Annotated in this window: 19 protein-coding genes and 1 tRNA gene; 14 read left to right on the top strand and 6 right to left on the bottom strand. The window is 58.1% G+C overall.

All coding sequences use genetic code 11. From position 1 onward, the window contains the following. The first annotated feature begins 62 nt into the window (after positions 1-62). The 3 genes from AC5FXY_RS08065 (at position 63) to AC5FXY_RS08055 (ending at position 3,849) form a co-directional block, all read left to right on the top strand. On the top strand, positions 63-2,288 hold the full coding sequence (locus tag AC5FXY_RS08065; RefSeq protein WP_493556146.1) for a S9 family peptidase: 2,226 nt from the start codon (positions 63-65) through the stop codon (positions 2,286-2,288). A 164-nt stretch (positions 2,289-2,452) separates the two neighbouring features. After that, positions 2,453-3,004, top strand: coding sequence for a hypothetical protein (locus tag AC5FXY_RS08060; RefSeq protein ID WP_493556145.1), 552 nt, complete (start codon positions 2,453-2,455; stop codon positions 3,002-3,004). A gap of 125 nt (positions 3,005-3,129) precedes the next feature. Beyond that, entirely contained in the window at positions 3,130-3,849 is a 720-nt protein-coding gene (locus AC5FXY_RS08055; protein WP_493556144.1) for a hypothetical protein, read from the top strand. A gap of 127 nt (positions 3,850-3,976) precedes the next feature. Here AC5FXY_RS08055 and AC5FXY_RS08050 read toward each other — a convergent pair whose 3' ends face one another. Beyond that, on the bottom strand, positions 3,977-4,630 hold the full coding sequence (locus AC5FXY_RS08050; protein ID WP_493556143.1) for a YceI family protein: 654 nt from the start codon (positions 4,628-4,630) through the stop codon (positions 3,977-3,979). A gap of 45 nt (positions 4,631-4,675) precedes the next feature. Continuing rightward, positions 4,676-5,128, bottom strand: coding sequence for a MarR family winged helix-turn-helix transcriptional regulator (locus AC5FXY_RS08045; RefSeq protein ID WP_493556142.1), 453 nt, complete (start codon positions 5,126-5,128; stop codon positions 4,676-4,678). Between the two features lie 147 nt (positions 5,129-5,275). Between AC5FXY_RS08045 and AC5FXY_RS08040 the strand changes: the two genes are divergently transcribed. After that, positions 5,276-5,875, top strand: coding sequence for a DUF6799 domain-containing protein (locus tag AC5FXY_RS08040; protein WP_493556141.1), 600 nt, complete (start codon positions 5,276-5,278; stop codon positions 5,873-5,875). Positions 5,876-5,954: 79 nt separating this feature from the next. On the opposite strand, the gene AC5FXY_RS08035 is transcribed toward AC5FXY_RS08040, so the two are convergent. Continuing rightward, entirely contained in the window at positions 5,955-6,896 is a 942-nt protein-coding gene (locus AC5FXY_RS08035) for an enolase C-terminal domain-like protein (protein WP_493556140.1), read from the bottom strand. 223 nt (positions 6,897-7,119) lie between these two features. On the opposite strand from AC5FXY_RS08035, the gene AC5FXY_RS08030 reads away from it, so the two are divergent. The 7 genes from AC5FXY_RS08030 to AC5FXY_RS08000 all read left to right on the top strand — a co-directional run bounded on the left by AC5FXY_RS08030 (position 7,120) and on the right by AC5FXY_RS08000 (position 17,500). After that, a complete protein-coding gene (locus AC5FXY_RS08030; protein ID WP_493556139.1) occupies positions 7,120-8,568 on the top strand; it encodes a dicarboxylate/amino acid:cation symporter in 1,449 nt (482 codons plus the stop codon). A 365-nt stretch (positions 8,569-8,933) separates the two neighbouring features. Next, entirely contained in the window at positions 8,934-9,536 is a 603-nt protein-coding gene (locus tag AC5FXY_RS08025) for a hypothetical protein (RefSeq protein WP_493556138.1), read from the top strand. Between the two features lie 309 nt (positions 9,537-9,845). Beyond that, a complete protein-coding gene (locus tag AC5FXY_RS08020; RefSeq protein WP_493556137.1) occupies positions 9,846-11,222 on the top strand; it encodes a M16 family metallopeptidase in 1,377 nt (458 codons plus the stop codon). A gap of 131 nt (positions 11,223-11,353) precedes the next feature. Continuing rightward, positions 11,354-12,913 (top strand): M16 family metallopeptidase, encoded by a 1,560-nt coding sequence (locus AC5FXY_RS08015; protein ID WP_493556136.1) that lies wholly within the window; start codon positions 11,354-11,356, stop codon positions 12,911-12,913. 549 nt (positions 12,914-13,462) lie between these two features. Further along, positions 13,463-14,380, top strand: a complete 918-nt coding sequence (locus AC5FXY_RS08010) for a T9SS type A sorting domain-containing protein (protein WP_493556135.1) — start codon at positions 13,463-13,465, stop codon at positions 14,378-14,380. Positions 14,381-14,493: 113 nt separating this feature from the next. Continuing rightward, positions 14,494-15,072 carry a hypothetical protein gene (locus tag AC5FXY_RS08005; protein WP_493556134.1) on the top strand — a complete coding sequence of 193 codons (579 nt, stop codon included), beginning with the start codon at positions 14,494-14,496 and terminating at the stop codon, positions 15,070-15,072. Between the two features lie 94 nt (positions 15,073-15,166). Next, positions 15,167-17,500, top strand: a complete 2,334-nt coding sequence (locus tag AC5FXY_RS08000; protein WP_493556133.1) for a GAF domain-containing protein — start codon at positions 15,167-15,169, stop codon at positions 17,498-17,500. A 60-nt stretch (positions 17,501-17,560) separates the two neighbouring features. Here AC5FXY_RS08000 and AC5FXY_RS07995 read toward each other — a convergent pair whose 3' ends face one another. The 3 genes from AC5FXY_RS07995 to AC5FXY_RS07985 all read right to left on the bottom strand — a co-directional run bounded on the left by AC5FXY_RS07995 (position 17,561) and on the right by AC5FXY_RS07985 (position 19,341). Further along, positions 17,561-18,220, bottom strand: coding sequence for a phosphatase PAP2 family protein (locus AC5FXY_RS07995; protein WP_493556132.1), 660 nt, complete (start codon positions 18,218-18,220; stop codon positions 17,561-17,563). Between the two features lie 172 nt (positions 18,221-18,392). Continuing rightward, a tRNA-Leu gene (locus tag AC5FXY_RS07990) sits at positions 18,393-18,477 on the bottom strand. A 147-nt stretch (positions 18,478-18,624) separates the two neighbouring features. Then, positions 18,625-19,341, bottom strand: coding sequence for a phosphatase PAP2 family protein (locus tag AC5FXY_RS07985; RefSeq protein ID WP_493556131.1), 717 nt, complete (start codon positions 19,339-19,341; stop codon positions 18,625-18,627). A gap of 109 nt (positions 19,342-19,450) precedes the next feature. On the opposite strand from AC5FXY_RS07985, the gene AC5FXY_RS07980 reads away from it, so the two are divergent. The 3 genes from AC5FXY_RS07980 (at position 19,451) to AC5FXY_RS07970 (ending at position 22,667) form a co-directional block, all read left to right on the top strand. Continuing rightward, positions 19,451-20,137: a class I SAM-dependent methyltransferase gene (locus AC5FXY_RS07980; RefSeq protein WP_493556130.1), complete on the top strand. Its 687-nt coding sequence runs from the start codon at positions 19,451-19,453 to the stop codon at positions 20,135-20,137. 159 nt (positions 20,138-20,296) lie between these two features. Then, positions 20,297-22,153, top strand: coding sequence for a M61 family metallopeptidase (locus AC5FXY_RS07975; RefSeq protein ID WP_493556129.1), 1,857 nt, complete (start codon positions 20,297-20,299; stop codon positions 22,151-22,153). Between the two features lie 76 nt (positions 22,154-22,229). Beyond that, positions 22,230-22,667, top strand: coding sequence for a hypothetical protein (locus AC5FXY_RS07970; protein WP_493556128.1), 438 nt, complete (start codon positions 22,230-22,232; stop codon positions 22,665-22,667). Positions 22,668-22,795 lie beyond the last annotated feature (128 nt).

Here is a 22,795-nt window from a genome sequence, read left to right as displayed (position 1 = left end):
TCTGTTGTTTCCGCTGTAATTTACGGGCCTTGTTGCACTGCCCCACTCCTTCTTTCTATCGTATGTCTCTGACGTTCCGGCGGCTCTCGCTGCCCCTGGTGATACTGACGCTGGCCGGCGCCCCTACGGCCCTGCAGGCCCAGCAGAAAATGCTCACCGTGGAAGACGCCTTCCGCAACCCGGCGCTCAACCCCGCTTCGCTCAAGCAACTCACTTGGATTCCGGGCTCGAAAGATGAGTTCAGTTATGTGCGCACCCAAAACGGGCAAGACGAGTTGGTGCGTGGCCGTGCAACCGGTCAGCAGCAACCGGTGGTGTCGCTTGCGTCGCTCAGCCAAGCGCTGCAAGCCGCAGGGGCTCCGGCCGTTAAGGCATCGGCTTTCCCCGCTGTGCAGTGGACCGGTCCCGATGCCTTCCTGGTGACCATGCCCAGCCGCGAGGTATTTCGCTATTCTACTGCCGATGGCAAGGCTGCCAAGCTATTTGCTTACGCCGCGGGCGCCGACAACGTCGATTTCGACCCCACCAAGTCGCGGGTGGCCTTCACGCAGGATCAAAACCTGTTTATCAGCCTCGCCGGCAAGGAAAACGTAGCCATAACCAACGAGAGCAACCCGGCCATCGTGAATGGGCAGGCGGCGCATCGCTCCGAGTTTGGCATCACCAAAGGCACCTTCTGGAGCCCCAAGGGCAACAAGCTGGCCTATTACCGCATGGATCAGTCCATGGTGACCGAATACCCACTGGTGACGGTGGCCGCGGTGCCCGCCAAGCCCGATCCTATCCGGTACCCCATGGCCGGCGACAAAAGCCACGAGGTGACTGTGGGCGTGTACGATGTGGCCACTGGTAAAACGGTATTTCTACAAACCGGCGAGCCAAAAGAGCAGTACCTGACCAACGTTTCCTGGAGCCCCGACGAAAAATCCATCTACGTGGCTGTGCTCAACCGCGAGCAGAACCACATGTGGCTGCGTCAGTACGATGCCGGTACCGGCGCATTGGTTAAGACGCTGTTTGAGGAAACCGACAACGAGTACGTGGAGCCGCAGCACCCGCTGGCTTTCGTGCCCGGCCGCCCCGATCAGTTCATCTGGCAAAGCCAGCGCGACGGCTACAACCACCTTTACCTCTACAATACCAGCGGCAAGCTGCTGCGTCAGCTTACCAGCGGCTCCTGGCTCGTGGCTGATTTGCTGGGCTTCGATCCGAAAGGCAAAACCGCTTACTTCTCCAGCAATGCTGACAGTCCATTGCAGCGCCAGCTGTACTCCGTGAGCCTCAACGGCGGCAAGCCGCGTAAGCTTACGACCGGCGCGGGCACGCACACCGGCACGCTAAGCCCCTCGGGCGAGCTGTTGCTCGATTCGTACTCGAGCCAAACTACCCCGCGGGTGGTGAGCATCATCAGCACTAAGGATGGCAAGAGCCAGCAGCAACTGCTCAATGCACCCAATCCGCTCACAGCTTATAGCCTGGGGCAGACCAAGCTCTTCCCAATCAAAGCGGCCGATGGACAAACGGACCTCTATGCCCGCCTCATCACTCCTCCTAACTTCGACCCCACCAAGAAGTACCCGGCAGTGATTTATGTGTACGGTGGCCCGCACGTGCAGCTCGTGACTGACTCGTGGCTGGGCGGCGGCAACCTCTGGATGCAGATGATGGCCGAAAAAGGCTACGTAGTGTTTACCGTCGATTCACGCGGCTCCGGCAACCGCGGCTTGCCGTTTGAGCAGGCCACTTTCCGACAGCTGGGCACCCAGGAAATGGCCGACCAGCTCAAAGGAGTGGATTACCTCAAGTCCTTGCCCTACGTGGATCAGGCGCGCATTGGCGTACACGGCTGGAGCTACGGGGGCTTCATGACCACCACCATGCTTACCCGCGCGCCGCAAGGCACCTTTAAAGTAGGCGTGGCCGGCGGCCCCGTTATCGACTGGCGCCTGTACGAAGTGATGTATACCGAGCGCTACATGGATACGCCCCAAGAAAACCCCGAGGGCTACCAGAAGGCCAACCTGCTGAACTACGTCGAGAACCTGAAGGCCCCGCTGCTAATGATTCACGGCACCGTGGACGATGTGGTGGTGTGGCAGCACAGCCTCAACTACGTGAAGAACGCTGTGGACAAAGGTGTACAGCTCGATTACTTCATGTACCCCGGCCATCCGCACAACGTAGGCGGCAAGGACCGGGTGCACCTCTACACTAAAATTACCAACTACCTGGACATGTACCTGAAGCCGGAAGCGCCAGCCGCTGGTGCCGGGGCCAGCGGGCAGTAATTCGGAATTGTCATCCTGACGAAGGAAGGACCTTATCACCGCTGAACGAGTAGTTACAATAACTTCTGTTCTGGCGTGGCAAGGTCCTTCCTTCGTCAGGATGACAAACGAAACTACATCCGCCTGCCTATTTTTACTTTTTGATTATCAATTCATAATTGAAAATGCCCGCTCCTTCCACTGATTTCAAGCGCGCCCTCAAGCAACTTTCCGATAAAGAGAAAGAAGACCTGCTGCTCAAGGCTGTGCGCCGCGACGCGGAGCTCTACGACTTGCTGCGCTATGAAATACTGCCGGAAGTGGACCTGCGTACGGTGCAGGACGAGCATGCTGAGCGCATTACAGCTTTGCTCCAAAACGCCAATGGCCGTGTGATGAACCGAGCCCTGTCTCGTGCCCTCGGCAAAGCCGCTAAGGAAATAGCTCGCGCCAAGCGCATCACCAAAGACAAGCGCCTGGAAGTAGAGTTGAACCTATACACGCTACGCTTGGTGCTGGATGACTACCGCCAGTTCTTCGACGGTTATTTCCAAACGTTCTATGTAGCCACAGTGCGCCTCGTGCTGCGCACCGCTAAGCTTGTTCCGAAGCTACACGAGGATCTATGGCTGGAATACAAGCCTGAAATCGATGAGGCCCTAGCCACGCTGCGGGCGCACGACAAGCACCGGCAACTGCGCTACGCACTGCCACAGGAGCTGGAGTTGCCACACTAGGTAAGGCTACTAATATTCTTTATAAATTATTCAACATGTTGTAAACATAACATGGTAGTGTGGTAACGGACAGGATAAATTTGAAGGTTGGTTTTCCCATTTCCTTGTCTACCATTCCACTATCTATGTCCTTGAACGCTACCCGCTTTCTGACAATTGCTTCGACCCTAGCTCTTAGCAGCTGTGCCGGCAGCTACTCGCCCATCCGTCCGGCTCGCATAGCTACTTATCAGTCGGTCACTGCTGCCAATGCTCCGGTAGAATTCAGCTACACTTACGGCGCCCTGCTTACCAACGGAGCTAACAAGAAATATTCAAAAAAAGAGCGTAAACGCGGCTACCAGACCGTTGCCGTCCGCATCAAAAACAACACGGCCACTGAGCTCAACTTCTCCCGCGACCTGGAGTTGTATTTCGGCGACCGACCCGTTATGCCCGTGCCAGCGGTGCAAGCCACCAACGACATGAAGCAAGGTGTGGCCATTTACCTTCTGTATGTGCTGTTAAATTTCCGTGTGGGTGGCACTTACAATCCTATGACAGGCCAAACCTCAGGAGGTACATTTATACCCACGGGCCCGTTTATCGCTGCTGGCAACATGATTGGCGCTGGCACCGCCAACACCAACATGCGCAATGAGTTTGCTTCGTTTGAAATGACCAACAAGGTATTGCGCCCCGGTGAAACGGTGTACGGCATCATCAGCTTGCGCGAAATGAACGTGGCTCCGTTGCGCCTAACGTTGCGTAACGGCACTGCCGTTCAGACCGTGCCGGCTACGCCCATGCCCTCGACTGTGCCAACGCAGCCGGCGCCAGCCCCAACCAGCAACGGCGGCCAGTAGGTTTAGCTTCCTCAAACCAGTAGCCAATCGGGGTTATAATTGCCCTGCTGAATCAAAAGCGAAACGGCCCTTCCCGCACTGTGCGGGAAGGGCCGTTTCGCTTTTGTTCGGACTGAGACGAGCTCGATTACTGTGCCTGCTGCTTGGCAATCACGTTGAAGCTCAGCGTGAAGTTGTCGTCGATGGCTTTGTCAGCCGCGGCGCCGAACAGCGTCGAGCCGTACTTCACGTCATACTTGGTGCGGTCGACCGTAGCCGTGCCTGAGGCAGCAGCCACACCGTCTTTCACGCCCACTTTGGCCGGGAAGGTGATGCTGTGGGTTTTGCCCTTGATGGTCAGGTTGCCCGTCACTTCGGCGTTATTGCCATTGGCGTCGGCCTTGATGGACTTCAGGTTGGTGATGACAAAGGTAGCCGTGGGGTACTTCTCCGAGCCGAAGAAGTCATCGTTCTTGAGGTGACCTACCAGTTTGCCGTTGTAATCGGCATCCTTGATGTCGTCAACCTTGATGGCGTTCATGTCGAAGGTGAACGTACCACCTACTACCTGATTGCCGCGCACCTGTATTTGGCCGTCTTTCAAGGCTACGCTGCCGTTGTGCTGACCACCTACTTTCTTGCCTACCCAGCCGAGAGTGCTCAGCTGCGGCTGTACCTGGTAGGCGTTGCTGGCAGCCTTAGCGGTGCCGGGGTTGGTGCTCTTGGCACCGAATTTCTGAGCGTGGGCCGGAGCAGCAAACAGAGCACCAGCTACGAACAGGGAAAGAACTAACTTTTTCATGATGAGAGTAAAATGGGTTCTGAGAGAGTTTGACTGATGCGGCCGTCAGTCGCGGATTTTATCGAGCAAGTCGCTCAGCAGAGCGGCTTCTTCGGCGGTAAGCTTGCGCAGGCCGTTCATGTCCTGCTCGTTTACTATATCATCGGTACGGTACAGCAAATCGAGGCCGGATTCGGTGATGCGAATGTCCACGGCGCGGCGGTTGCTGGGGCATATCTGGCGCGTCACCAAGCTTTTGGCTTCGAGTTTATCCACGATGCGCGAGGCGTTGCTGGTTTTGTCCAGCATGCGCTCAATCAGCAGGTTAACGGTGGCAGGCTTGGGATGCTGCCCACGCAGAATGCGCAAAACGTTATACTGAGGAAGCGTAAGGCCATAAGGCTTGAGCTTGGCAGCCATGCGCTGCTGAAGCCAGCCTGCCGTGAAGACTATATTCAGATAGGCCTTCTGGTAGGCATCCTTAAAGGCACGCTGCTGAATTTCTTCTTCGATCTTCATCGGGGAACCAATTATGATGCAAATATATGTACATACATTATATGTTGCAACACAGTTCCGTGTTTTTTTTCATTATGCCTCGATAGTCTTTCCTCTGCTCATTCCCGTATGCGAAGCGTTGTCTGCATAAATCAGACCATCTTCCCTATGAAACAGCTATCCGTCCTTTTTGTGTTTGGTACTTTATTGCTACTGACTCCTGATGCCCAAGCTCAGGCACGCACCGGCACCGCCAAAACGAATAATGCCGCAAATGCCCAGATAGAGCTGCAGCCCAACGACCAATTTGTCATGCAAAACGGAGCTGTAGTTCGCCGGCGTGGCTCCCAAGCTTCCGGCCTCACGCAGAACGTGCGCCTATCCAACGGCACTAAGGTGAACGTGAAAAGCGGCATTGTGGAGCTGCCCGGCGGCAAAATCACCACGCTCAAAGAAGGCGACTACGTGAAGGCCGACGGCAGCATCGTGTACGCCACGCCCCAGAGTGCTGCCGCGGCTCGCGGCGAGACGGCCCCAGCCGATGCCCGTTTTGGCGAAGTAGTAGACCGCGGCACTACCGTGAGCACCGCCGATGTAGACCAACGCTTAGCCGACCTCAACCGCCGCGTGGATCTGATGGCGCAAAAAATTCAGTTGCTCAACCAGAAAATATCCTTGCTGAGCCAAGGCAGCGCCAAACCAACCGATACCAGCCAGCTCGACGGCCAGATAAAGGCCTTGGACGAGCAGCTCCGACAAGTAAAATAGACGTTCGTTTTGAATGATAGAAAGACACCCGGCCTGAACCCTACTCAAGCCGGGTGTCTTTTTTAGCGCAGGTGTATACCTAGTTCAGACGCAACTGGGGCAACTGCAATTGCGCCGCCAAGTGGCCTTCCACTTCCCGCACCAGCCCAAATGCCTCGTCGCGCACGATGAGAAACCCATCCAAGTCGCAAACGCTGGCTAGTGAGCTGATCTGCACTGCCGACCAGATGCCCAACGTTGTCTCCACCATGCAGCCAATCATGGTATCGAGGCCGTGGGCTTGTGCTTCGCGCAACAAGCGGAGACCATTCAGGTAGCCCCCTGCCTTCATCAGTTTCATGTTGAGCACATGGAACTGCTGGGCGATGTCGTTAAAATCAGCGGAGTCCGTTACCGATTCGTCGGCGATAAGCGGCCAAGGGCTGCGGTTGTGCAGATAGCGGTAGTCGTCGGTGCAGGCCGCGGGCAGCGGCTGCTCCAGTAGCTTCACGTTGCTGCCCGGTAGCTGCTGCACCGCTTCGGTGAAGCGCAGCAGGCTATCGGCATCGGACCAGGCTTCGTTACCATCTACTAGGAGCGGGTGGCCGGGCAGCAGGCGCGTCATCTCACGCAGCAGCTCCACGCCGCTTTCGCGGTCGACCTTCACTTTCAGCAGTGGGAAACGAACCATGCCTTGCTCCCGCACAAAACACGCTACGGCGCCGACCTCCATGATGGGCAACGAAAATGCCGTGGGCACCACCGGGGCAGGCGGCGGCAGCTGCAGCAGTTGCGGTACCGTTTTCCCTTCGCTCAGGGCTTGCAAATGCACGTATGCTGATTCTAGCGCAAACCGCAGCGCGTGTGCTGGCTGGGCGGCATCGAGCACGGCGGTGAGGTCGTCCAGGTCTTTTACCTTGCCCAGCCCGGCTTGCTCCAGGGCGTAAAACTGCGTGAGCAGCAGCTCCGGCGTTTCGCCGTAGCGCAGATTGGGTGCCGCTTCCCCCCACCCTACCAGTGCGCCCTTGGCAACGCGTACCAATAGGTTGGTTTTAAGGGTAGAAGCACTGCGGGAAATCTTCCACGTATAGCGTAGTGGAAGCTCAAGCGGTTGAATAGACCAGGATAGCATCGGGGGAAATTAACACGTCCTAATCAGTAATTCATAATTGGCGGCGGGCTGGCGGGGCCACTGCGGCTCAATCGGCTATCTTTGCTGAGCTTCGTCCATCCCATCCGAAGCTTTTTCTGCCATTCCTGCTCTTATGAAGTTGACGCGCTTTGCCGTGCCGGCGCTGGCCCTGCTGCTGCTAGCTGCTTTGCTAACTGCTCTGTCCCACTACGGACTGGTAGCCCTGCCATCGGCAGTTCCTCTGGCTGCCCGCTGGATTGCCCTGCTGGCTCTTGTTACCTGGGCCGCCGCCCGCCGCTCCCTTACTTTCTGGATAGTGGTGAGCATGCTCGTAGGGGCCGAGGCGGGGGCTGACTTTCCGGGTCCTGCCCAAAACCTGAAGGTACTTTCCGACGTCTTCCTGCGCCTCGTCAAGACTATTATTGCGCCGCTGGTATTTGCCACGCTGGTGGTGGGCATTGCCGGCCACGCCGACCTAAAGAAAGTAGGCCGCATGGGCGTAAAGGCCCTCATCTACTTTGAGATAGTTACCACGTTTGCCCTGTTTATCGGCCTGGCGGCTATCAACCTCACGAAGGCCGGTCGCCTCGACCCCGACGTGCTGGCCGCTGCGCGGGCCGGCAATAACGTGAACGAAACCATTGCGGCAGCGCCCAAGCAAAGCGTGGCGGATATCATTCTGCACATCTTCCCCGACAACATCGCCAAATCCATCGCTGAGGGACAGGTACTACAGGTGGTGGTGTTTGCCATCATCTTCGCCATCGGCCTGGCCATGGTATCGGAGAAGCACCGCAAGCCCATGGTGGAGTGGTCGGAGAGCCTGTCGGAGGTTATGTTCAAGTTCACCAACGTGGTGATGTTTTTCGCGCCGCTGGGCGTGGGCGGCGCCATTGCCTACACCGTGGGCAAGATGGGCTTTGCCCCGCTGATCAACGCAGCCCAGCTGCTGCTGACGCTGTACGCGGCGCTGATTGCCTTCCTGATTGTCATTCTGCTGCCCGTGGCCCTGCTGGCGCGCATCCCGCTGAAGCGGTTTGTGAAGGCCATTGCCGAACCGGTAAGCATTGCCTTCGCTACCACTTCTTCGGAAGCAGCGCTGCCCCGGGCCATGGAGGCCATGGAAAGCATTGGGGTGCCGCGCCGTGTGGTAGCCTTCGTGATGCCTACGGGCTATTCGTTTAACCTCGATGGTACCACGCTGTACCTGTCGTTGGCGGCGGTGTTTGTTGCGCAGGCCGCTGGCATCGAGCTGACGCTGGGCCAGCAATTGGTGATGGTGTTTACGCTGATGCTGACTTCCAAAGGAGTAGCTGGCGTACCCCGCGCTTCTTTGGTCATTTTGCTGGCCACGGTGGCTTCGTTCAACCTGCCTTCCTGGCCAGTGTTCATCATCCTGGGCATTGATGCGCTGATGGACATGGCCCGCACGGCTGTGAACGTAATCGGCAACTGCCTGGCATCGGCGGTTATTGCCCGCTGGGAAGGTGAGTTCATCGACGATTACCACGGTGAGCCCATCGATGATTTGTTCGAAGAGGACTCCGCCGCCGTAGCTGCCACCCACGGTCAGTTGCCGTAGCCCAGTGCTGTTACCTCTGCCCTGTGCCGCCCGGACTTTTAGCAAAGTCCGGGCGGCTTCTTTTTACAGGTTATCACTAGTTATGATTTAGACAAAGCTATTGAGCTTACCTATTCACCTGCCGCGGTATGCCCAGCCTCCAAAACTTGTCTACGTACAGTAAAATCGAGCAAATTTTATTTTTCATTCGAAAACATATGACCATTACTATAATATTTAATATTTATCCTACATTTACTCAAATCAACTGCTCCCTGCCCGGCCCTGCCAGATAGTACCTGTATCAGTTCACCCCAATGCGACACTTACTCTGCATTTTTTTGATTTGCTTGGGTTCTGCAGCGGGGCTGAGCAGCTGTCAGTCAATGGACAAAATCCTGGCGCAACCCACGCGCGCTTCCCTAGCCAATCGACTGCCCTCGATGGAGCTAGTGGTAGACCCGGGTGCGCTCAACTCGGAAGATGATGCGCTACCCGACGACGTAGAAAAGCTATTCGAGCGCGAAGTACGCATGAACCTCTCCGATCCTGAAGACACCGCCCGTTACGGCTTTGCCACGCTGCGGATTCAGGAAAGCAATACCAAACGCACTGGTCGTGGCCTGCAGTTACTGCAGTTGGTTACGATGATGACGCCCTCGTTGCTCGGGGTGCCGTTGGAATGGTACGAAACGGAGCTCACCGCTCAGGTGCGCATTCTGGATGCAAACGGCCAGCAACTGGCTACTTACATGGGCAAAGGCTCTTCGCGTATCCGGGTGGCGCTGTATCACGGCTATTCGCAGGCCGAAGCGCCACGCCTGGCCGATGTAGCGGCGCTCCGCCAAGCCCTGGCACACATAAAGCCGCAATTGGATGCCGATGCGGTGCGCCTACGGGAAGAGTTGCTAAGGACGGGTGCCGTTAAGGATTATTCCCGCCTGATACCGAAGCACAGCCTGCGAACGGCGCAACTTAGCCCTCGGTAACTTTAGCTGTGGCCCTTGCATTCAGAGACCTAAGGGAATGCCTACGGCTTCATGTGACATCTGCAGCCTTTACTTCGCTCAAGAAAAAGTCTGCCCGCATAATTCCGCTGGACTTGTCCACCATCATACCATCCCGCTCAGTGGCAAACACACATCATTATTGGCGCAGCAGTCTGCTTGCGTAGCCTAAGCCAACTGTGCTGGCCGGTTAAAGTACACTGCAACTTTCATTGCGCTGCCGTTTCTTTAGGCGCGCCGCCCCGGCAACGAGGCGGCGCGTTCTTCATTTTCTTACCCTTTGTTTTCCACATGAAACACACGTTTCGGGCGCTGCTCATGGCAGCCATGCTGCTCGGAGCCGCCGCGCCGACTGCCGTAGCGCAGCAAGCCGCGGCGGCAACTTCCTCGGCCACTGCTTTCCCCTACCCCATCGAGCAAAGCCAGCTGCCCAACGGCCTCAAAGTGGTGACCGTGCCTTATGATTCGCCTGGTTTGGCTTCGTTCTTTCTAGTAGTTCGAGCCGGCTCGCGCGATGAGGTAGAGGCCGGCAAAACCGGCTTCGCGCACTTCTTCGAGCACGTAATGTTCCGTGGCACCGAGAAGTACTCCAAGGAGAAGTACGACGAGGTGCTGAAAAGCCTCGGCGCCGCTGCCAACGCCAACACTTCCCTAGACCGCACCATCTACCACATGACCGGCAACGCCCGCATGCTGGAAAAGATGTTTGAGGTGGAAGCCGACCGCTTTCAAAACTTGAAGTACTCCGAGCACGACTTCAAAACCGAAGCCGGTGCCGTGAAAGGCGAGTACACCAAGAACTCGGCCTCGCTCTACACCCAGCTGTACGAGAAGACCCTGGACGCCGCCTTCGACAAGCACACTTACGAGCACACCACCATGGGCTTCTTCAAAGACGTGGTGGACATGCCCAACCAGTATGACTACTCGAAAGTGTTTTTCGACCGGTTCTACCGCCCCGAGTATACCACTCTGCTGGTAGTAGGCGACGTAAAAGCCGCCGAGGTAAATCAGCTGGCGCAGAAGTATTTCGCCAACTGGAAGCGCGGCTCTTATGTGCCCAACATGACGCCCGAGCCCGAGCAGACGGCCCCTCGCTTCGTGCACATCCAGAACCCGAATTTCCCGCCCTACCTCAGCCTAAGCTACAAAGGCCCTGCCTTTTCGGACCAAAGCAAGGACCTGCCCGCCCTGGACGTGCTGCTGACCATGCTCTTCGCCGAAAATTCCGACCTCTACCAGCAACTGGTGGTAAAGGAACAGAAAGTGCGTTTCGTGGGCGGCTCGCCCAATTACACCCGCGACCCGCAGCTCATAGGCGTGCGTGCCTCGGTGGTGAAGGCCGACGACATTCCGTACGTGAAGCAGCGCATCACGCAGGCCCTAGAGGAAATGAAAACCAAGCCCGCCGATGCGAAACGCTTGGCTGACACCAAATCGGCACTGAAGTACGGCAACCTGATGAGTCTCGACTCGCCCGACAACATCGCCAACACCCTGTCGCAGTTTATCTGGCTGACCGGCGACGTGCAGTCCATCAACCGCTACATGGCCCTCTATGACCAGGTAACACCCGCCGACATTCAGGCCGTGGCCAAAAAATACTTCGTGCCTGAAAAGCTGACGGTGGGCACCATCGGCCCGAAAGAAAACGGCGGCGTTCAGTAGCAGCCCAACTGTAGCGCCGACTCTGCAAGTCCGCGTCCTCCAATAGTAACTCATTCGTCCGCACGTTCCCGTTCCGGGGACGCGGCCTACAAAGGCCGCGCTACTGCGCGCTTCATCCTTCGACTTCTCTAATGAAACATATACTTCTCCGCGCCTCCTTTCTGCTGCTTGGCGCGGCTACGCTTCCAATCCTGCCCGCCTCCGCCCTCGATGTGGTCGAGCTGCGCCAGCCCAACTCTGCCAAAGTGGTGGTGATGTTGCGCTTCAACAACGGCTCGGCCTCCGACCCCAAAGGCAAGGAAGGCCTAAGCTACCTTACGGCCCAACTCATGACCGAAGGCGGCACCAAAGCCCTCACTTCGGCCCAGATCAAGGATCTGATCTACCCCATGGCCGCACGCTACGGTGCCAGCACCGATAAAGAAGTAACCACCTTCTCCTTTGAGGTGCACCGCGACCATCTGGACAAGTTTTACCCTGTCTTGAAAGGCCTGATCCAGACGCCCTCGTTTACTGAAGCCGACTTCAACCGCCTCAAGTCCAACCAGCTCAACTACGTGGAGCAGGTTATCCGGGCTTCTTCCGATGAAGACTACAGTAAGTTTGCGCTGGAAGACCAGCTGTTCCGCAGCACCCGCTACCAGCACATGACGCGCGGCACGGCGGCTGGTGTGAAGAGCATCACACTCGATGATGTGAAGCAGCACTATGCCCGGGCGTACGGCAACAACAACTTGACCATCGGGCTGGCCGGCAACTACCCCGCCGCCTTTGTGCAACAGTTGCAGAAGGACATGAATACGCTGCCGCAAGCAACTGTGAAGCCTGCTGTGCCTAAAGTGACCAAGCCCAAAGGCGTCCAGGTTGAAATCGTGACCAAGTCAGATGCGCTTGGTTCGGCCGTGTATGCCGGTTTTCCCATCCAAACCACCCGCGCCAAAGACGACTTCGCAGCCCTGATGGTAGCCAATTCCTACCTCGGGGAGCACCGCAAGAGCTACGGTAAGCTCTACGATAAGATCCGCACTACACGCTCGATGAACTACGGCGACTACAGCTACATCGAGTGGTACGAGGCCGGTGGCTCCAATATGCTGCCCGTACCCGGCGTGCCGCGCCAGGCCAACTATGCCAGCCTTTGGATTCGGCCGGTACAGATTGCCGAAGGCCTGCGCAAGCAGTACCCTACCGAGCTGGGCGACCTGAAAGTGGGCCACGCACCCTTCGCCTTCCGCCTGGCCCTGCGCGAGATGGATCAGCTGGTGAACAAGGGCATGAGCAAGGAAGACTTCGAACTAACGCGCACCTTCCTGCGCTCCTACACCAAGCTCTACGGCATGACGCCCGCCAAGCAGCTCGGCTTCCTGCTCGACTCCAAGTTCTACGGCCGCAAAGACTGGCTGCAGGAAGTGGACGCCCAACTCGCCAAGCTCACCCTCGCTGACGTGAACAAGGCCATTAAAAAGCATTGGCAGACGCAAAACATGTACGTCACCATTGTTACCGACGACAGCGAAGCCCAGCCCCTAGCCGACGTACTCAAGAACAACACGCCCTCGCCCATGAGCTACGCCAAAGTGGTGCGCGAAGGCCTGCCCAAGGAAGTGCTGGCTGAGGACGATGAAGTGGCCAAGTTCAAGGTGAACGTGACCGAGGTGAAGATTGTCGACACGAAGGACACATTCAGATAAGCCGCCTTATCAAATTACTAGGTAGCTTTTAGTAACCGCCCCCACTGCATCATGCAGTGGGGGCGGCTTTATTCTACATACCCATATCAACAGACACAACGGCCTTTCGCAAAATCAATTACCTGTGAATGTGTAGTTAACAAACACCCCGATAAATCCACGATGCTTAATTCCGCTTTAGAGAATCTCGGCGCGATGACAAACAGCATGGCTTCCATGGTGTCGCAAGGATACTGGCGCTTGATGACCCTCCGGCCTAAATAGAAAAGGCTACGAGCTACTCCGTGCAGCAGTCGGCGCTAGCTATACAGGCCTCAGTATAGAAAAAGGGAAGGCCGAGCAACATACTTGCCATGTAGCGCAAAAGTAGAGGCGCATCCAAACTGCGGCACTGGAGCTACGAGTGCATCTATCTTAGCTAGCAGCAGCTATTAAAAAACCAAAGAGCTAGATTAAACCACTACCCGCAGCCCTCATCTATGAGAGCAGAAAGTAAACTTCCAACCTGCTCACATAAACAAGATGAAAACCAGCCCCATCCTCAAAGCCATGGCATTTTCGTTTGCTTTGATGCCGCTTGCCCCGAGCTTTGCTTCGGCGCTGCTTCAAGGCCCGGATGCCTTCGCGGCTGACCAGCACGGTGGCCACCGCGGCCGCGGCCACAAAGGCAACCCCGAAGTACGTGCCTACCTGCAGCAAAATGTGTTGCCCGTGGTGCGCCAGCAGCGCCAGAAGCTGGAAGCCCAGCTCAGCACCGCTGACAAGGCCCAACTCAACACCTACCGTGCTCAGCTTAAAGCCTTGCGTGAAAAGGGCAAGACCATGCGCCAAAGCTTCCACCCCGAGGGCACCCCGCAAGGCCAGCGCCCCGAGCTGACGGATGCCCAAAAGCAGCAGATGCAGCAACTGCGCACCGAGCGCCAGGCCATCATGCAAAACGTAAAGCAGTTGGCTCAGAAGTACGATGCTCAAATCACTAGCCTGGCCGACGAAGTGAAGCCTCAGCGCGAACAATGGGCGGCTGACCTGCAGGCGTTGGCCGAGAAAAACGACTCCCCCGAGCAAAAGCAGCGCATGCAACAGTGGCAGCAGAAGCGCGGCCAGCAGGGCAAATCTGCTTTTGCCGGTGCCAAGCGGCACAAGTACTTCGCCCCGGCACGTTTCCTACTGATGGACCCTGACGCCCCCGCACAAGCTGACCGCGCCGACCGTGGCAGCCGCGCCGCCATGTACCCCAACCCCGCCAGCAGCACACAGCGCCTCGAATACGAGGTAAAAAAGGAAGGCAACGTGAAAGTGGAGCTGCTCGACGAACGCGGCAAAACCCTGCGTACCATCTTTGAAGCCAAGCAGGACAAAGGTGGCCAGGCACTCGAGGTAAACTTGTCGGACCTTAACCGTGGTACTTACTTCTACAAAATCACCAGCAAGGGCAACACCGAAACCCGCCGCTTTGTGAAGGAATAAGACAGTAGGCACTGCTGCCTTAAAGGCCGGCCCCTGTGGCCGGCCTTTTTGCTTTGTGGCCAGATATACGTGGCGGGTACTAGCAGCCACGCCTCAGGCGTTACCTTCGCACTATGCTACGTCCGCTACTAATGCTTCTGGTGCCGCTGCTGTCGGCTGTACTCCTAACAGGCTGCTGCGGCTCCAATATCTGCGACTGCCGGGATTACCGGGCCGATGCGCTGGCTTTCCGCTTTAGCTCTGATTCCACTGGTGGTACAGGCTTTCGGGCATCACAGATCGATACAATCATCCTCGTTCGTTACCCCAACCGCGAAGACTCTATTGCGGCCGCAGTCAATTCGGCGGGCCGCCGGCCCGACACCGTGCGCGTAGCGCGCCCCACGCGGCCGCGCGACGTTTTGTTTACGACGCCCGTCGTCATCGACAACACCGAACCTTTTGCTGCGCGCGGCGGCCGCAAGCTCGGCGGTTACCGCTACGCCATCATCGTGCCCGGCAACCGGCGTGGCCAGCCGCCGCTGCGGCGCTACTACATCGGCGCCATTGATGTTCGGGGCACCTTGGAAAGCGACGCTTGCTGCGTGTGCTACCAGAACCTCAGCAAGATTTTTTACCTCGACAATACCCGCATCGATGCCAGGGACGCGTCCGGTGCCGATTCGCTGAAAGTGACGACGTTGCGGCGGTAACGGGCCGGCGGCATCAGATACGTCCGCACGAGCCTAAACTGCGTATTTAGGCAAATGCAGCACCAAGCAGTCCTGCTGCCACGGCCTCGTTTCTATGCCTACTCCTTCCGACGTTTCTACGGCGCCTGCGCCCGTCTTCTTTTTTCAAACCACTCTTAGCCTCGCTCCCATCATTGCGTGGTGGCAGCAGCGTATCGACGACGCCAATCCCGGCTTGGCCCTGTTGGCCCGTGGCATCATGCGCGAAGTGGAGCGCGTGCCCGAACTGCGCGAGCCTTTAGCCGACCCCACCGTGCTGGAGGCTCACCAGAAACTGGTGCAGGCCCTTATGGTGGCCGTGTTTCCGCCCGCGTCTTTCGAAACAGACATTATCGGTGCCATTCCTCCATTTCAGCGCCAGAGCTTCTACCATACCCCAGGCTTTGCCGGGGTGCTGCTGACTTCCGATCAGCGCATCAAGCAGCCGCTGAACATCAGCTCGGTTACCATGGAGCTCTACATGGTGCAAATGGTGTACGCCCAGATTCTGGAGAAGCTCTACGGCGTGGAATTGCCCGATGCCGGTACCATCGTCTTTACCGTACCTGACTACCGCATCGGGCTGTACCGGCACTACAATGTGGTGTTTAACTCAGAATTCTTAAACATCCGGGTGGTAGGCGAGCGGCCCGACCTCACGGCCGAACAACTGGCCGACCTGCGCCGGCGCCCCTCCCAGATCGAGCTGTGGCGGGAGCTGCTGCCGCCCGAAAACTTTGTACTCGAAGGCTTTCACCTGCTGCAGCTCACCGACGTGACGCGCCAGGAAATCCTGTCGGAGCTGAAGTACGACCTGCTGGAGCGCGACGTGCTACAAGCCTCCGACCGCTTGGAGCAGATTCAGGAGAAACTGCGCGTGCTTTTCGAGCGGCCGTTTCTGCAGCTCGGCATCGCGGCCTACGACGACAAGAAAAAAGCTTTTGTGGACTTCGGGCGGAAGATCAACCACAGCTTTCTGATGAAGCAGTTGCAGCGCCAGGATGCCAGCTCGGGGTTCCGCCGCGTGTACGCGCAAGTGACGCAGCAGCGCCGCCCGCTGGTGCTGGAAGACGTCACCACGGCCGATATTCCCGAGGACCTACGCGAGCAGCTAACCAGCATCGGTATTCGCTCAGCCATTCTGGCCCTACTTCCCTATGGCGATGATGCCGTGGGCCTCTTGGAGCTTGGCTCGCCCAATCCCGGCGACCTAGATGAGTTTGCCCTCGACAACGTCAACGCGTTTTTGCCACTGTTTGCGGTGGCCGTAAAGCGCAACGCCGAGGAAATTCAGACCCGTGTGCAGGCCATCGTCAAGGAGAAATTCACGGCCATCCATCCTAGCCTGGAGTGGCGCTTTACCGACGCCGCCCTGAACCTGCTGGAGAAAATCGATGAGGGCAATAAAAACGCGGAAATGGAGCCCATCGTGTTTCACGATGTGTACCCGCTCTACGGCTCTTCCGATGTGCGCGGCTCCAGTACGGCTCGTAACCAAGCTATCCAGGGCGACCTAGTGGAGCACCTGACGCTGGCCAACCGCGTGCTCAAAAAAGCTACCGAGTACCAGGCGCTGCCCATTCTGGACGAGCTGAAGTTCTACGTCAGCAAAAACCTGCGCCGCTTGCGCCAGGGGATTTTGTCTGGTGACGAGGTAAGCATTTTGGAGTCGCTCAAAACCGAGGTGGAGCCGCTGTTTGAGTACCTGGCGCAGCACACGCCGGAGCTGCGGGCCGTCATCAGTGAGTACTGGTCGAATATCGACCCCGAGTTGGGCATTCTGTACAAACGCCGCCGCAACTTCGAGCAGAGCCTCACCCTGCTAAACGACGCTGTGGGCGACTACCTGGATGAGGAAAATCGGCGGGCGCAGCAGATGTTTCCGCACTACTTCCAGCGCTTCAAAACCGATGGCGTGGAGTACAACATCTACATTGGCGCTTCGCTGGTACACGAAAAGCCATTCGACCTCATTTTCCTGAAAAACCTGCGGCTGTGGCAGTTGCTGGTAAGCTGCGAAGTGGCCCGCCTCACGCACCGGCTCAAGCCTACCCTCCCTGTACCCCTGGAAACCACCCAGCTCGTGCTGATTCACAGCCAGCCGCTGAGCATTCGTTTCCGCACCGATGAGCGCCAGTTCGACGTGGACGGAGCCTACAATATCCGCTACGAAATCATCAAGAAGCGCATTGATAAAGCCACAGTACTGGGCACGGGTGAACGGCTGACGCAGCCTGGGCACATTGCCTTGGTGTACGCCCAAACCCGCGAAGCCACCGAATACCACGAGTACGTAGATTACTTGCAAGACCGCGGCCTGCTGGAGCAGGAAGTGGAAGAGTTGGAACTAGAGGAGCTACAAGGTGTAAAAGGCCTGCTAGCCCTGCGGGTGAAGGTGAAACTGAATTAGCAAGCAAACTCTCAACCTATTAAGCGCCGGGGCTGGAATTCTATTCTAACCCCGGCGCTTTTAATCCCGCTTGAGCCGGTGCCGCACCGTCAGGTGTACCAGCACCACCCACACAATGGCCGCAGCAAAGCCGGCCAGCACATCGGTGGCGTAGTGTACGTGCAGATACACGCGCGTAGCACCGATCAGCAATGCCCAGAGCAGCAGCGCCGCCGCCCAGAACTGATGCCGCCCGTGGCGCCACAGCTGCCATGCCAGCATGCCGTACAGCGCCAGCCCGATCATGGCGTGGCCGCTGGGAAAGCTCAATCCGGGCTGATAAATAAGCGAGGTAAGCGGCCTTACCCGCCCAAACGCCCCTTTCAAGGCCTGATTCAGAAGCGCAGCTCCACCCACCGTGGCAAACACTTCCACTGCTTCGCGCCGCCCCCCACGCCACCACAGCAACCCCGGCAACGACAGCCCGGCAATGACAAACCACAGCGCCGAGCCAAACAATGTAATGCGCAGCACCCAAGCGGTGAGGCCCGGCACGGCGGCCCGCAGGGCGTCGCAGGCCGCAAAAGCTGCTTCATCGAAGCGTTCCGGGCCGTCGAGAAAGACCAGTTTGGTCAGGTACAGAAACGTCAGAAACGACAGGGCAAAGGCGCCGCCAAGCAGCAGTAACTCAGCCGACAGCTGTCCGATAAGGCGGACAAAAAAGCGCGCAAGTCGATTCATGCAAAGCAGCTAAGGGGCTAGTAAGCTACCGTTTCCGATACGGTTGCTGCCTAGCCGAAACGCATCACTATCAAAAGTCAATGCTCAAAATGATTGCGGCTTGGGCTTCCGATTGGTTTTACTGTACGGGCTGGAAATAAGAAAGCCGGCCCTTTCGGAACCGGCTTTCTAGTGGTGCGCTCGGAGAGACTCGAACTCTCACACCTTTCGGAACTGCCGCCTGAAGACAGCGCGTCTACCAATTTCGCCACAAGCGCAACTTGTCGTTTCTAATTTGCCTCCGCTGGTAGGTCAGAAGCGAAACGTGGTACAAAAGTAGGGCAAGCCGGGGGAAGTTGTCAAGTCCAGGGCTAAAAAAAGTTAACCCAGCGGTAATTCACCACTGAGTATCAGCCGTAAAAATTTCACTCCGGCAAGATGGTTTGGCTGGACGGGGTGCTGCGCACGCGGACTTTGATGAGTTCCTCGAGCCTATTCAGCAGCGGAATGGCTAGGAGCAGCCATAGAAACCCGGCCGCGAAGCCTGCCAATACATCGGAAGCATAGTGCACGCGCAGATATACCCGCGTCAGTCCGATGAGCAAGATAAGCATTGAAAGCAGGGCTGTGAGTAGCCAGCGCCCCCCGCGGCTGGGCACGTGCCGCCACACCAGATAAATCAGCAGGCCGTAGAAGGAGGCCGAAATCATGGCGTGCCCGCTGGGAAAGCTCAGGCCCGAAGCCGAGGTAAGCGGCAGCACCGGGCGGGGCCGGTTGTAGAACGCTTTCAGCAGTAGATTCAGGCTGATGCTGCCCAAGGCTACTACTGGCACCTTGAGTGAGTACCAGCGGTGCTGCCGCACCAGCAGAAAGTAGCCAATCAGGCCAAGGGCCGCCACCACGATGAAGTTACGCGAGGCCATAAACGTCATCACGTTGACGAAGTCGATGTTGTCTTTGCCCAGAAAATCGTGCGACCAAGCGAAAGCCGATTCATCAAAATCAAGCTGCCCATCGCCCAGTACTTGCCGCCCCAAGAGCAGGAACACCACCACCCCGACGGTGCCGATGAGCAGAATCAGGGCAAATTCGGTGATGAAGAGAGCGGCCCCGGCAATGAGGCGGCGCAATTGACTGGTCATGCAAGGCGCAGGGATGGTGGCTGCTGACAAAACGCAAACGGCCGGGCTAAGGATATGGCCCCAAGCGCAACCGGTTGCGTATGTTGCGAAGATTTAGCCCGATGCCGCCGTGTCAGCCCCCAATTTTGATAACGTAGCTGGATTTTACGATTCGTTGGCCCGGTTGGTGTTTGGCCGACGGCTGCTGCGGGCTCAGCATGCGACGCTGGCGGCGGGCCTGCCGCCGGGCTCCCCGCGGGTGCTGTTTATCGGCGGCGGCACGGGGCAGGTGCTGCCCGAACTGCTGCGGCTGCGGCCCACGGCTGAGGTGTTGTACCTGGAAGCATCGGCCCATATGCTGGAGCACGCGCAGGAGCTAGTGCGGGAGCAACTGCCCGGCTCGGGGCGGCGCATCACGTTCCGGCACGGCACCGAAAGCTCGTTGCGGGCCAACGAGCAGTTCGACGCGGTGGTGGCATTTTTTCTGTTCGACCTTTTTACGGACGGCGAACTGGCGGACCTGGTCAACAAGCTCAACCGTAACACTTCGCCCGACACCCGCTGGCTGGTGGCAGACTTTGCTCCGCCGCGCCGCCAGTGGCAGCGCCTGCTGCACTGGCTGATGTACTTCTTCTTCCGGCTGACCTCCGGCGTGACTGGCCGGCGCCTACCCAATATTCCGGCGGCCTTGGCGAAGGTGGGCAAGCAGCCCGAATGGCAGCAGCAATGGGCCAGCGGGCTAGTGGAAGCAGCCGTGTATTGCCGTCCGCCCGAGGTAGCACCAAAGGGTGCTTTGTCTCGCAAGGATGGCAGTTAGATTTTTGTTGAGCGGAGGGCATGAGGGGTAGTCAACCCCTCATGCCCTCCTCATTTGAGGTGGGAAACTAGATATAGCTCTAGCTCAAAAGCTGTGTCTCGGCTTTGCCGCACATTGGGCGGCGGCTGCGTACTTTCGAGCCTTCCCCTACTCTACTTTATGCTGCGTTCATTTATTGCCCAGTCGGCGCTGGGCCTTGTGCTGCTGTCGGCTCCGCTGGCCGCCCAGGCTCAGGAGCCCGTGCGCTACTCCATCAGCTTCCCCAATGCCGTGCACCACGAGGCCCAGGTGGTGGCTATTTTCAGCCAGGTGCCAACGGACCAGCCGCTGCGCGTGCGCATGGCTCGCTCCTCACCGGGCCGCTATGCCCTGCACGAATTTGCCAAGAACGTGTACGACGTGCGCGCTACCAACGGCCAGGGCAAGCCACTGCCCATCACTCGCCCCGATCCTTACGGCTGGGACGTGACGCCCGGTCCCGATGGCACGGTGCGCTTCAGCTATACGCTTTACGGCGACCGAACCGACGGCACCTACGCGGGCATCGATGAGCAGCATGCGCACCTGAACATTCCGGCCACGTTTGCCTTCGCCCGCGGCCTCGATCAGCGGCCGGTGGAAGTGCGCTTCGAGCTGCGGCCGGGTTGGCGCGTGGCCTCGCAGCTGCAGCAGGATTCGGTGCGCGGAGTGTGGCGGGCGCCGCACTTGCAGTACTTCATGGACAGCCCCACCTCGCTCGGCGCGCACCAGGTACGTCGCTGGCAGGAAGCCGACCGCACCATTGAGCTGCAGGTGCTCCACAACGGCTCGGTGGCCGACCTGGACCGCTACACCGACCTGACAAAAAAAGTGGTGAAGGAAGCCGCCGCCGTGTTTGGCGGCTTACCGCAGTACGACTTCGGCCGCTATACCTTCATTGCCAACTACCTACCCCAGGCCAGTGGCGACGGTATGGAGCACCGCAACTCCACCTCCCTCACCGCTCCCCGTTCGTTGAGCGGCCCGGGCATGCTGGACAACTTGGGCACCGTTTCACACGAGTTTTTCCACGCCTGGAACGTGGAGCGCATCCGCCCGCGGGATTTGGAGCCGTTTGACTTCGAGCGGGCCAATATGAGCGAAGGACTGTGGTTTGCCGAGGGCTTCACCCAGTATTACGGCGAGCTGCTGCTGCGCCGCTCCGGTGCTTACGCCACCGATGCGCAGTACTGCCAGGAGGCTTTGAACGGGCTCGTCAACTCCATGCAGGCGCCGGGTGCCCAGCGCTACGGCGCGGTGTACATGAGCCAGCAGGCGCCGTTCGTGGATGCGGCCAAGTCCATCGACCCCTCCAACCGGCCCAATACTTACCAGTCCTACTACTACGTGGGCGGCGCCAATGCCCTGGCGCTGGACCTGATGCTGCGCCACCGGTTCCGCACCGACCTCGATGCGTACATGCGCGCCGTGTGGGCACAGCACGGCAAGGCTCAGGCCAACTTCGCCCCGGAGCGCCCTTACACGGTAGCGGAGCTGCAGCGCGTGCTGGGCCAGGTAAGCGGCGACACGGCCTTTGCCGGGCAATTTTTCCGCCAGCACATCTACAATGCGACACCCCACGATTACGCCGCCCTACTAGCCCCGGCCGGCTTCGTGGTACGACCGGCCCGCCCCAACGCACCCACGCTAGGCATGCCAGGTCAGGTGGCTTTTGTGGATGGGCGCTTCGTGGTAAGCTACAACACGCTCATCGGCACGCCGCTTTACCAAGCCGGCCTCGACCGCGACGACCAGATTCTGAAGCTGGACGGCAAGGAGCTGAAGAACGAGAAAACCCTGGCCGGCATCCTCAAAAAGCACAAGCCCGGCGACACGGTGCCGCTGGAATTCCGTTCGCGCGGCCAGGTGCGTACCGTACAGGTAGCCCTCTCGGCTGCGCCCACGCTGGAGGTAGTACCCGCTGAGCAGGCCGGCCAGCAGCCCGCACCCGAACAGCTCGCGTTTCGGGCAGCTTGGCTGGGTTCGAAGGTCAAGTAGTGTTGACTTGCTGCCGTCAACCCACCAGTGTGGCCACAGGTGAACCGAAACATAATTTTGTCGACCTCTTTTGCTTATGATTACGCTAGATAAGCTCAAGGTTTACCGGTTTTACTCGGGCGACTCTGACTTATGGGTGCGCTATAACTACCCTCGTCAGACCGACGCCATCGACGGGGCTGACTGGCAGCTGATAGATAGTCTTGTGCAGGACGTTTCACTGGTAGTGCGAGACCAAGTACCGCCTGACACAGCCAAGCAAATTCATGAGAAGATCTTGCTGTACTCTGCGGATGAAGCTACGCGCCAGGAGTTATTGACGTTGGGCCGCGCATGGCCGCACATTAAACCGAACATCAAACAACGGATAATAGAAGCTCTCTTTCTTTGGCCAATTCAGGGGTTTTATGCATTGGGTAAGCTTCTGGTTCGGTGGCCGTGGCTCATGGGGGTTTTGGCTTGGCTGCTGTACCGTACCGTCACCATGTACCTGGCAAAGCAGTTGTTTGAATAGCATTCAACACCACGACGGGCGCCTACTGCAGTAGTAGGCGCCCGTCGTGGTGTTAACGTGTAAAGCAAGTCAAATCGGCGAATACCTTTAACACGCCAAGGTCAGCGTAGTACTACTGCCAGCTGCCG

The organism is Hymenobacter sp. FMD4, from assembly GCF_058932745.1.
Note: the sequence above shows the minus strand (reverse complement) of the source record. Positions and strands in the feature narration are given on the sequence as shown.

What these genes read in the sequence shown, in the direction of transcription:
- AC5FXY_RS08030 (WP_493556139.1), top strand. Translation starts at nt 7,120, where the DNA reads ATGAAGTTGACGCGCTTTGCCGTGCCGGCGCTGGCCCTGCTGCTGCTA.
- AC5FXY_RS08000 (WP_493556133.1), top strand. Translation starts at nt 15,167, where the DNA reads ATGCCTACTCCTTCCGACGTTTCTACGGCGCCTGCGCCCGTCTTCTTT.
- AC5FXY_RS08015 (WP_493556136.1), top strand. Translation starts at nt 11,354, where the DNA reads ATGAAACATATACTTCTCCGCGCCTCCTTTCTGCTGCTTGGCGCGGCT.
- AC5FXY_RS07985 (WP_493556131.1), bottom strand. Translation starts at nt 19,341, where the DNA reads ATGACCAGTCAATTGCGCCGCCTCATTGCCGGGGCCGCTCTCTTCATC.
- AC5FXY_RS08065 (WP_493556146.1), top strand. Translation starts at nt 63, where the DNA reads ATGTCTCTGACGTTCCGGCGGCTCTCGCTGCCCCTGGTGATACTGACG.
- AC5FXY_RS08020 (WP_493556137.1), top strand. Translation starts at nt 9,846, where the DNA reads ATGAAACACACGTTTCGGGCGCTGCTCATGGCAGCCATGCTGCTCGGA.
- AC5FXY_RS08010 (WP_493556135.1), top strand. Translation starts at nt 13,463, where the DNA reads ATGGCATTTTCGTTTGCTTTGATGCCGCTTGCCCCGAGCTTTGCTTCG.
- AC5FXY_RS08025 (WP_493556138.1), top strand. Translation starts at nt 8,934, where the DNA reads ATGGACAAAATCCTGGCGCAACCCACGCGCGCTTCCCTAGCCAATCGA.
- AC5FXY_RS07995 (WP_493556132.1), bottom strand. Translation starts at nt 18,220, where the DNA reads ATGAATCGACTTGCGCGCTTTTTTGTCCGCCTTATCGGACAGCTGTCG.
- AC5FXY_RS08055 (WP_493556144.1), top strand. Translation starts at nt 3,130, where the DNA reads ATGTCCTTGAACGCTACCCGCTTTCTGACAATTGCTTCGACCCTAGCT.
- AC5FXY_RS08040 (WP_493556141.1), top strand. Translation starts at nt 5,276, where the DNA reads ATGAAACAGCTATCCGTCCTTTTTGTGTTTGGTACTTTATTGCTACTG.
- AC5FXY_RS08060 (WP_493556145.1), top strand. Translation starts at nt 2,453, where the DNA reads ATGCCCGCTCCTTCCACTGATTTCAAGCGCGCCCTCAAGCAACTTTCC.
- AC5FXY_RS07975 (WP_493556129.1), top strand. Translation starts at nt 20,297, where the DNA reads ATGCTGCGTTCATTTATTGCCCAGTCGGCGCTGGGCCTTGTGCTGCTG.
- AC5FXY_RS08050 (WP_493556143.1), bottom strand. Translation starts at nt 4,630, where the DNA reads ATGAAAAAGTTAGTTCTTTCCCTGTTCGTAGCTGGTGCTCTGTTTGCT.
- AC5FXY_RS08005 (WP_493556134.1), top strand. Translation starts at nt 14,494, where the DNA reads ATGCTACGTCCGCTACTAATGCTTCTGGTGCCGCTGCTGTCGGCTGTA.
- AC5FXY_RS08045 (WP_493556142.1), bottom strand. Translation starts at nt 5,128, where the DNA reads ATGAAGATCGAAGAAGAAATTCAGCAGCGTGCCTTTAAGGATGCCTAC.
- AC5FXY_RS07970 (WP_493556128.1), top strand. Translation starts at nt 22,230, where the DNA reads ATGATTACGCTAGATAAGCTCAAGGTTTACCGGTTTTACTCGGGCGAC.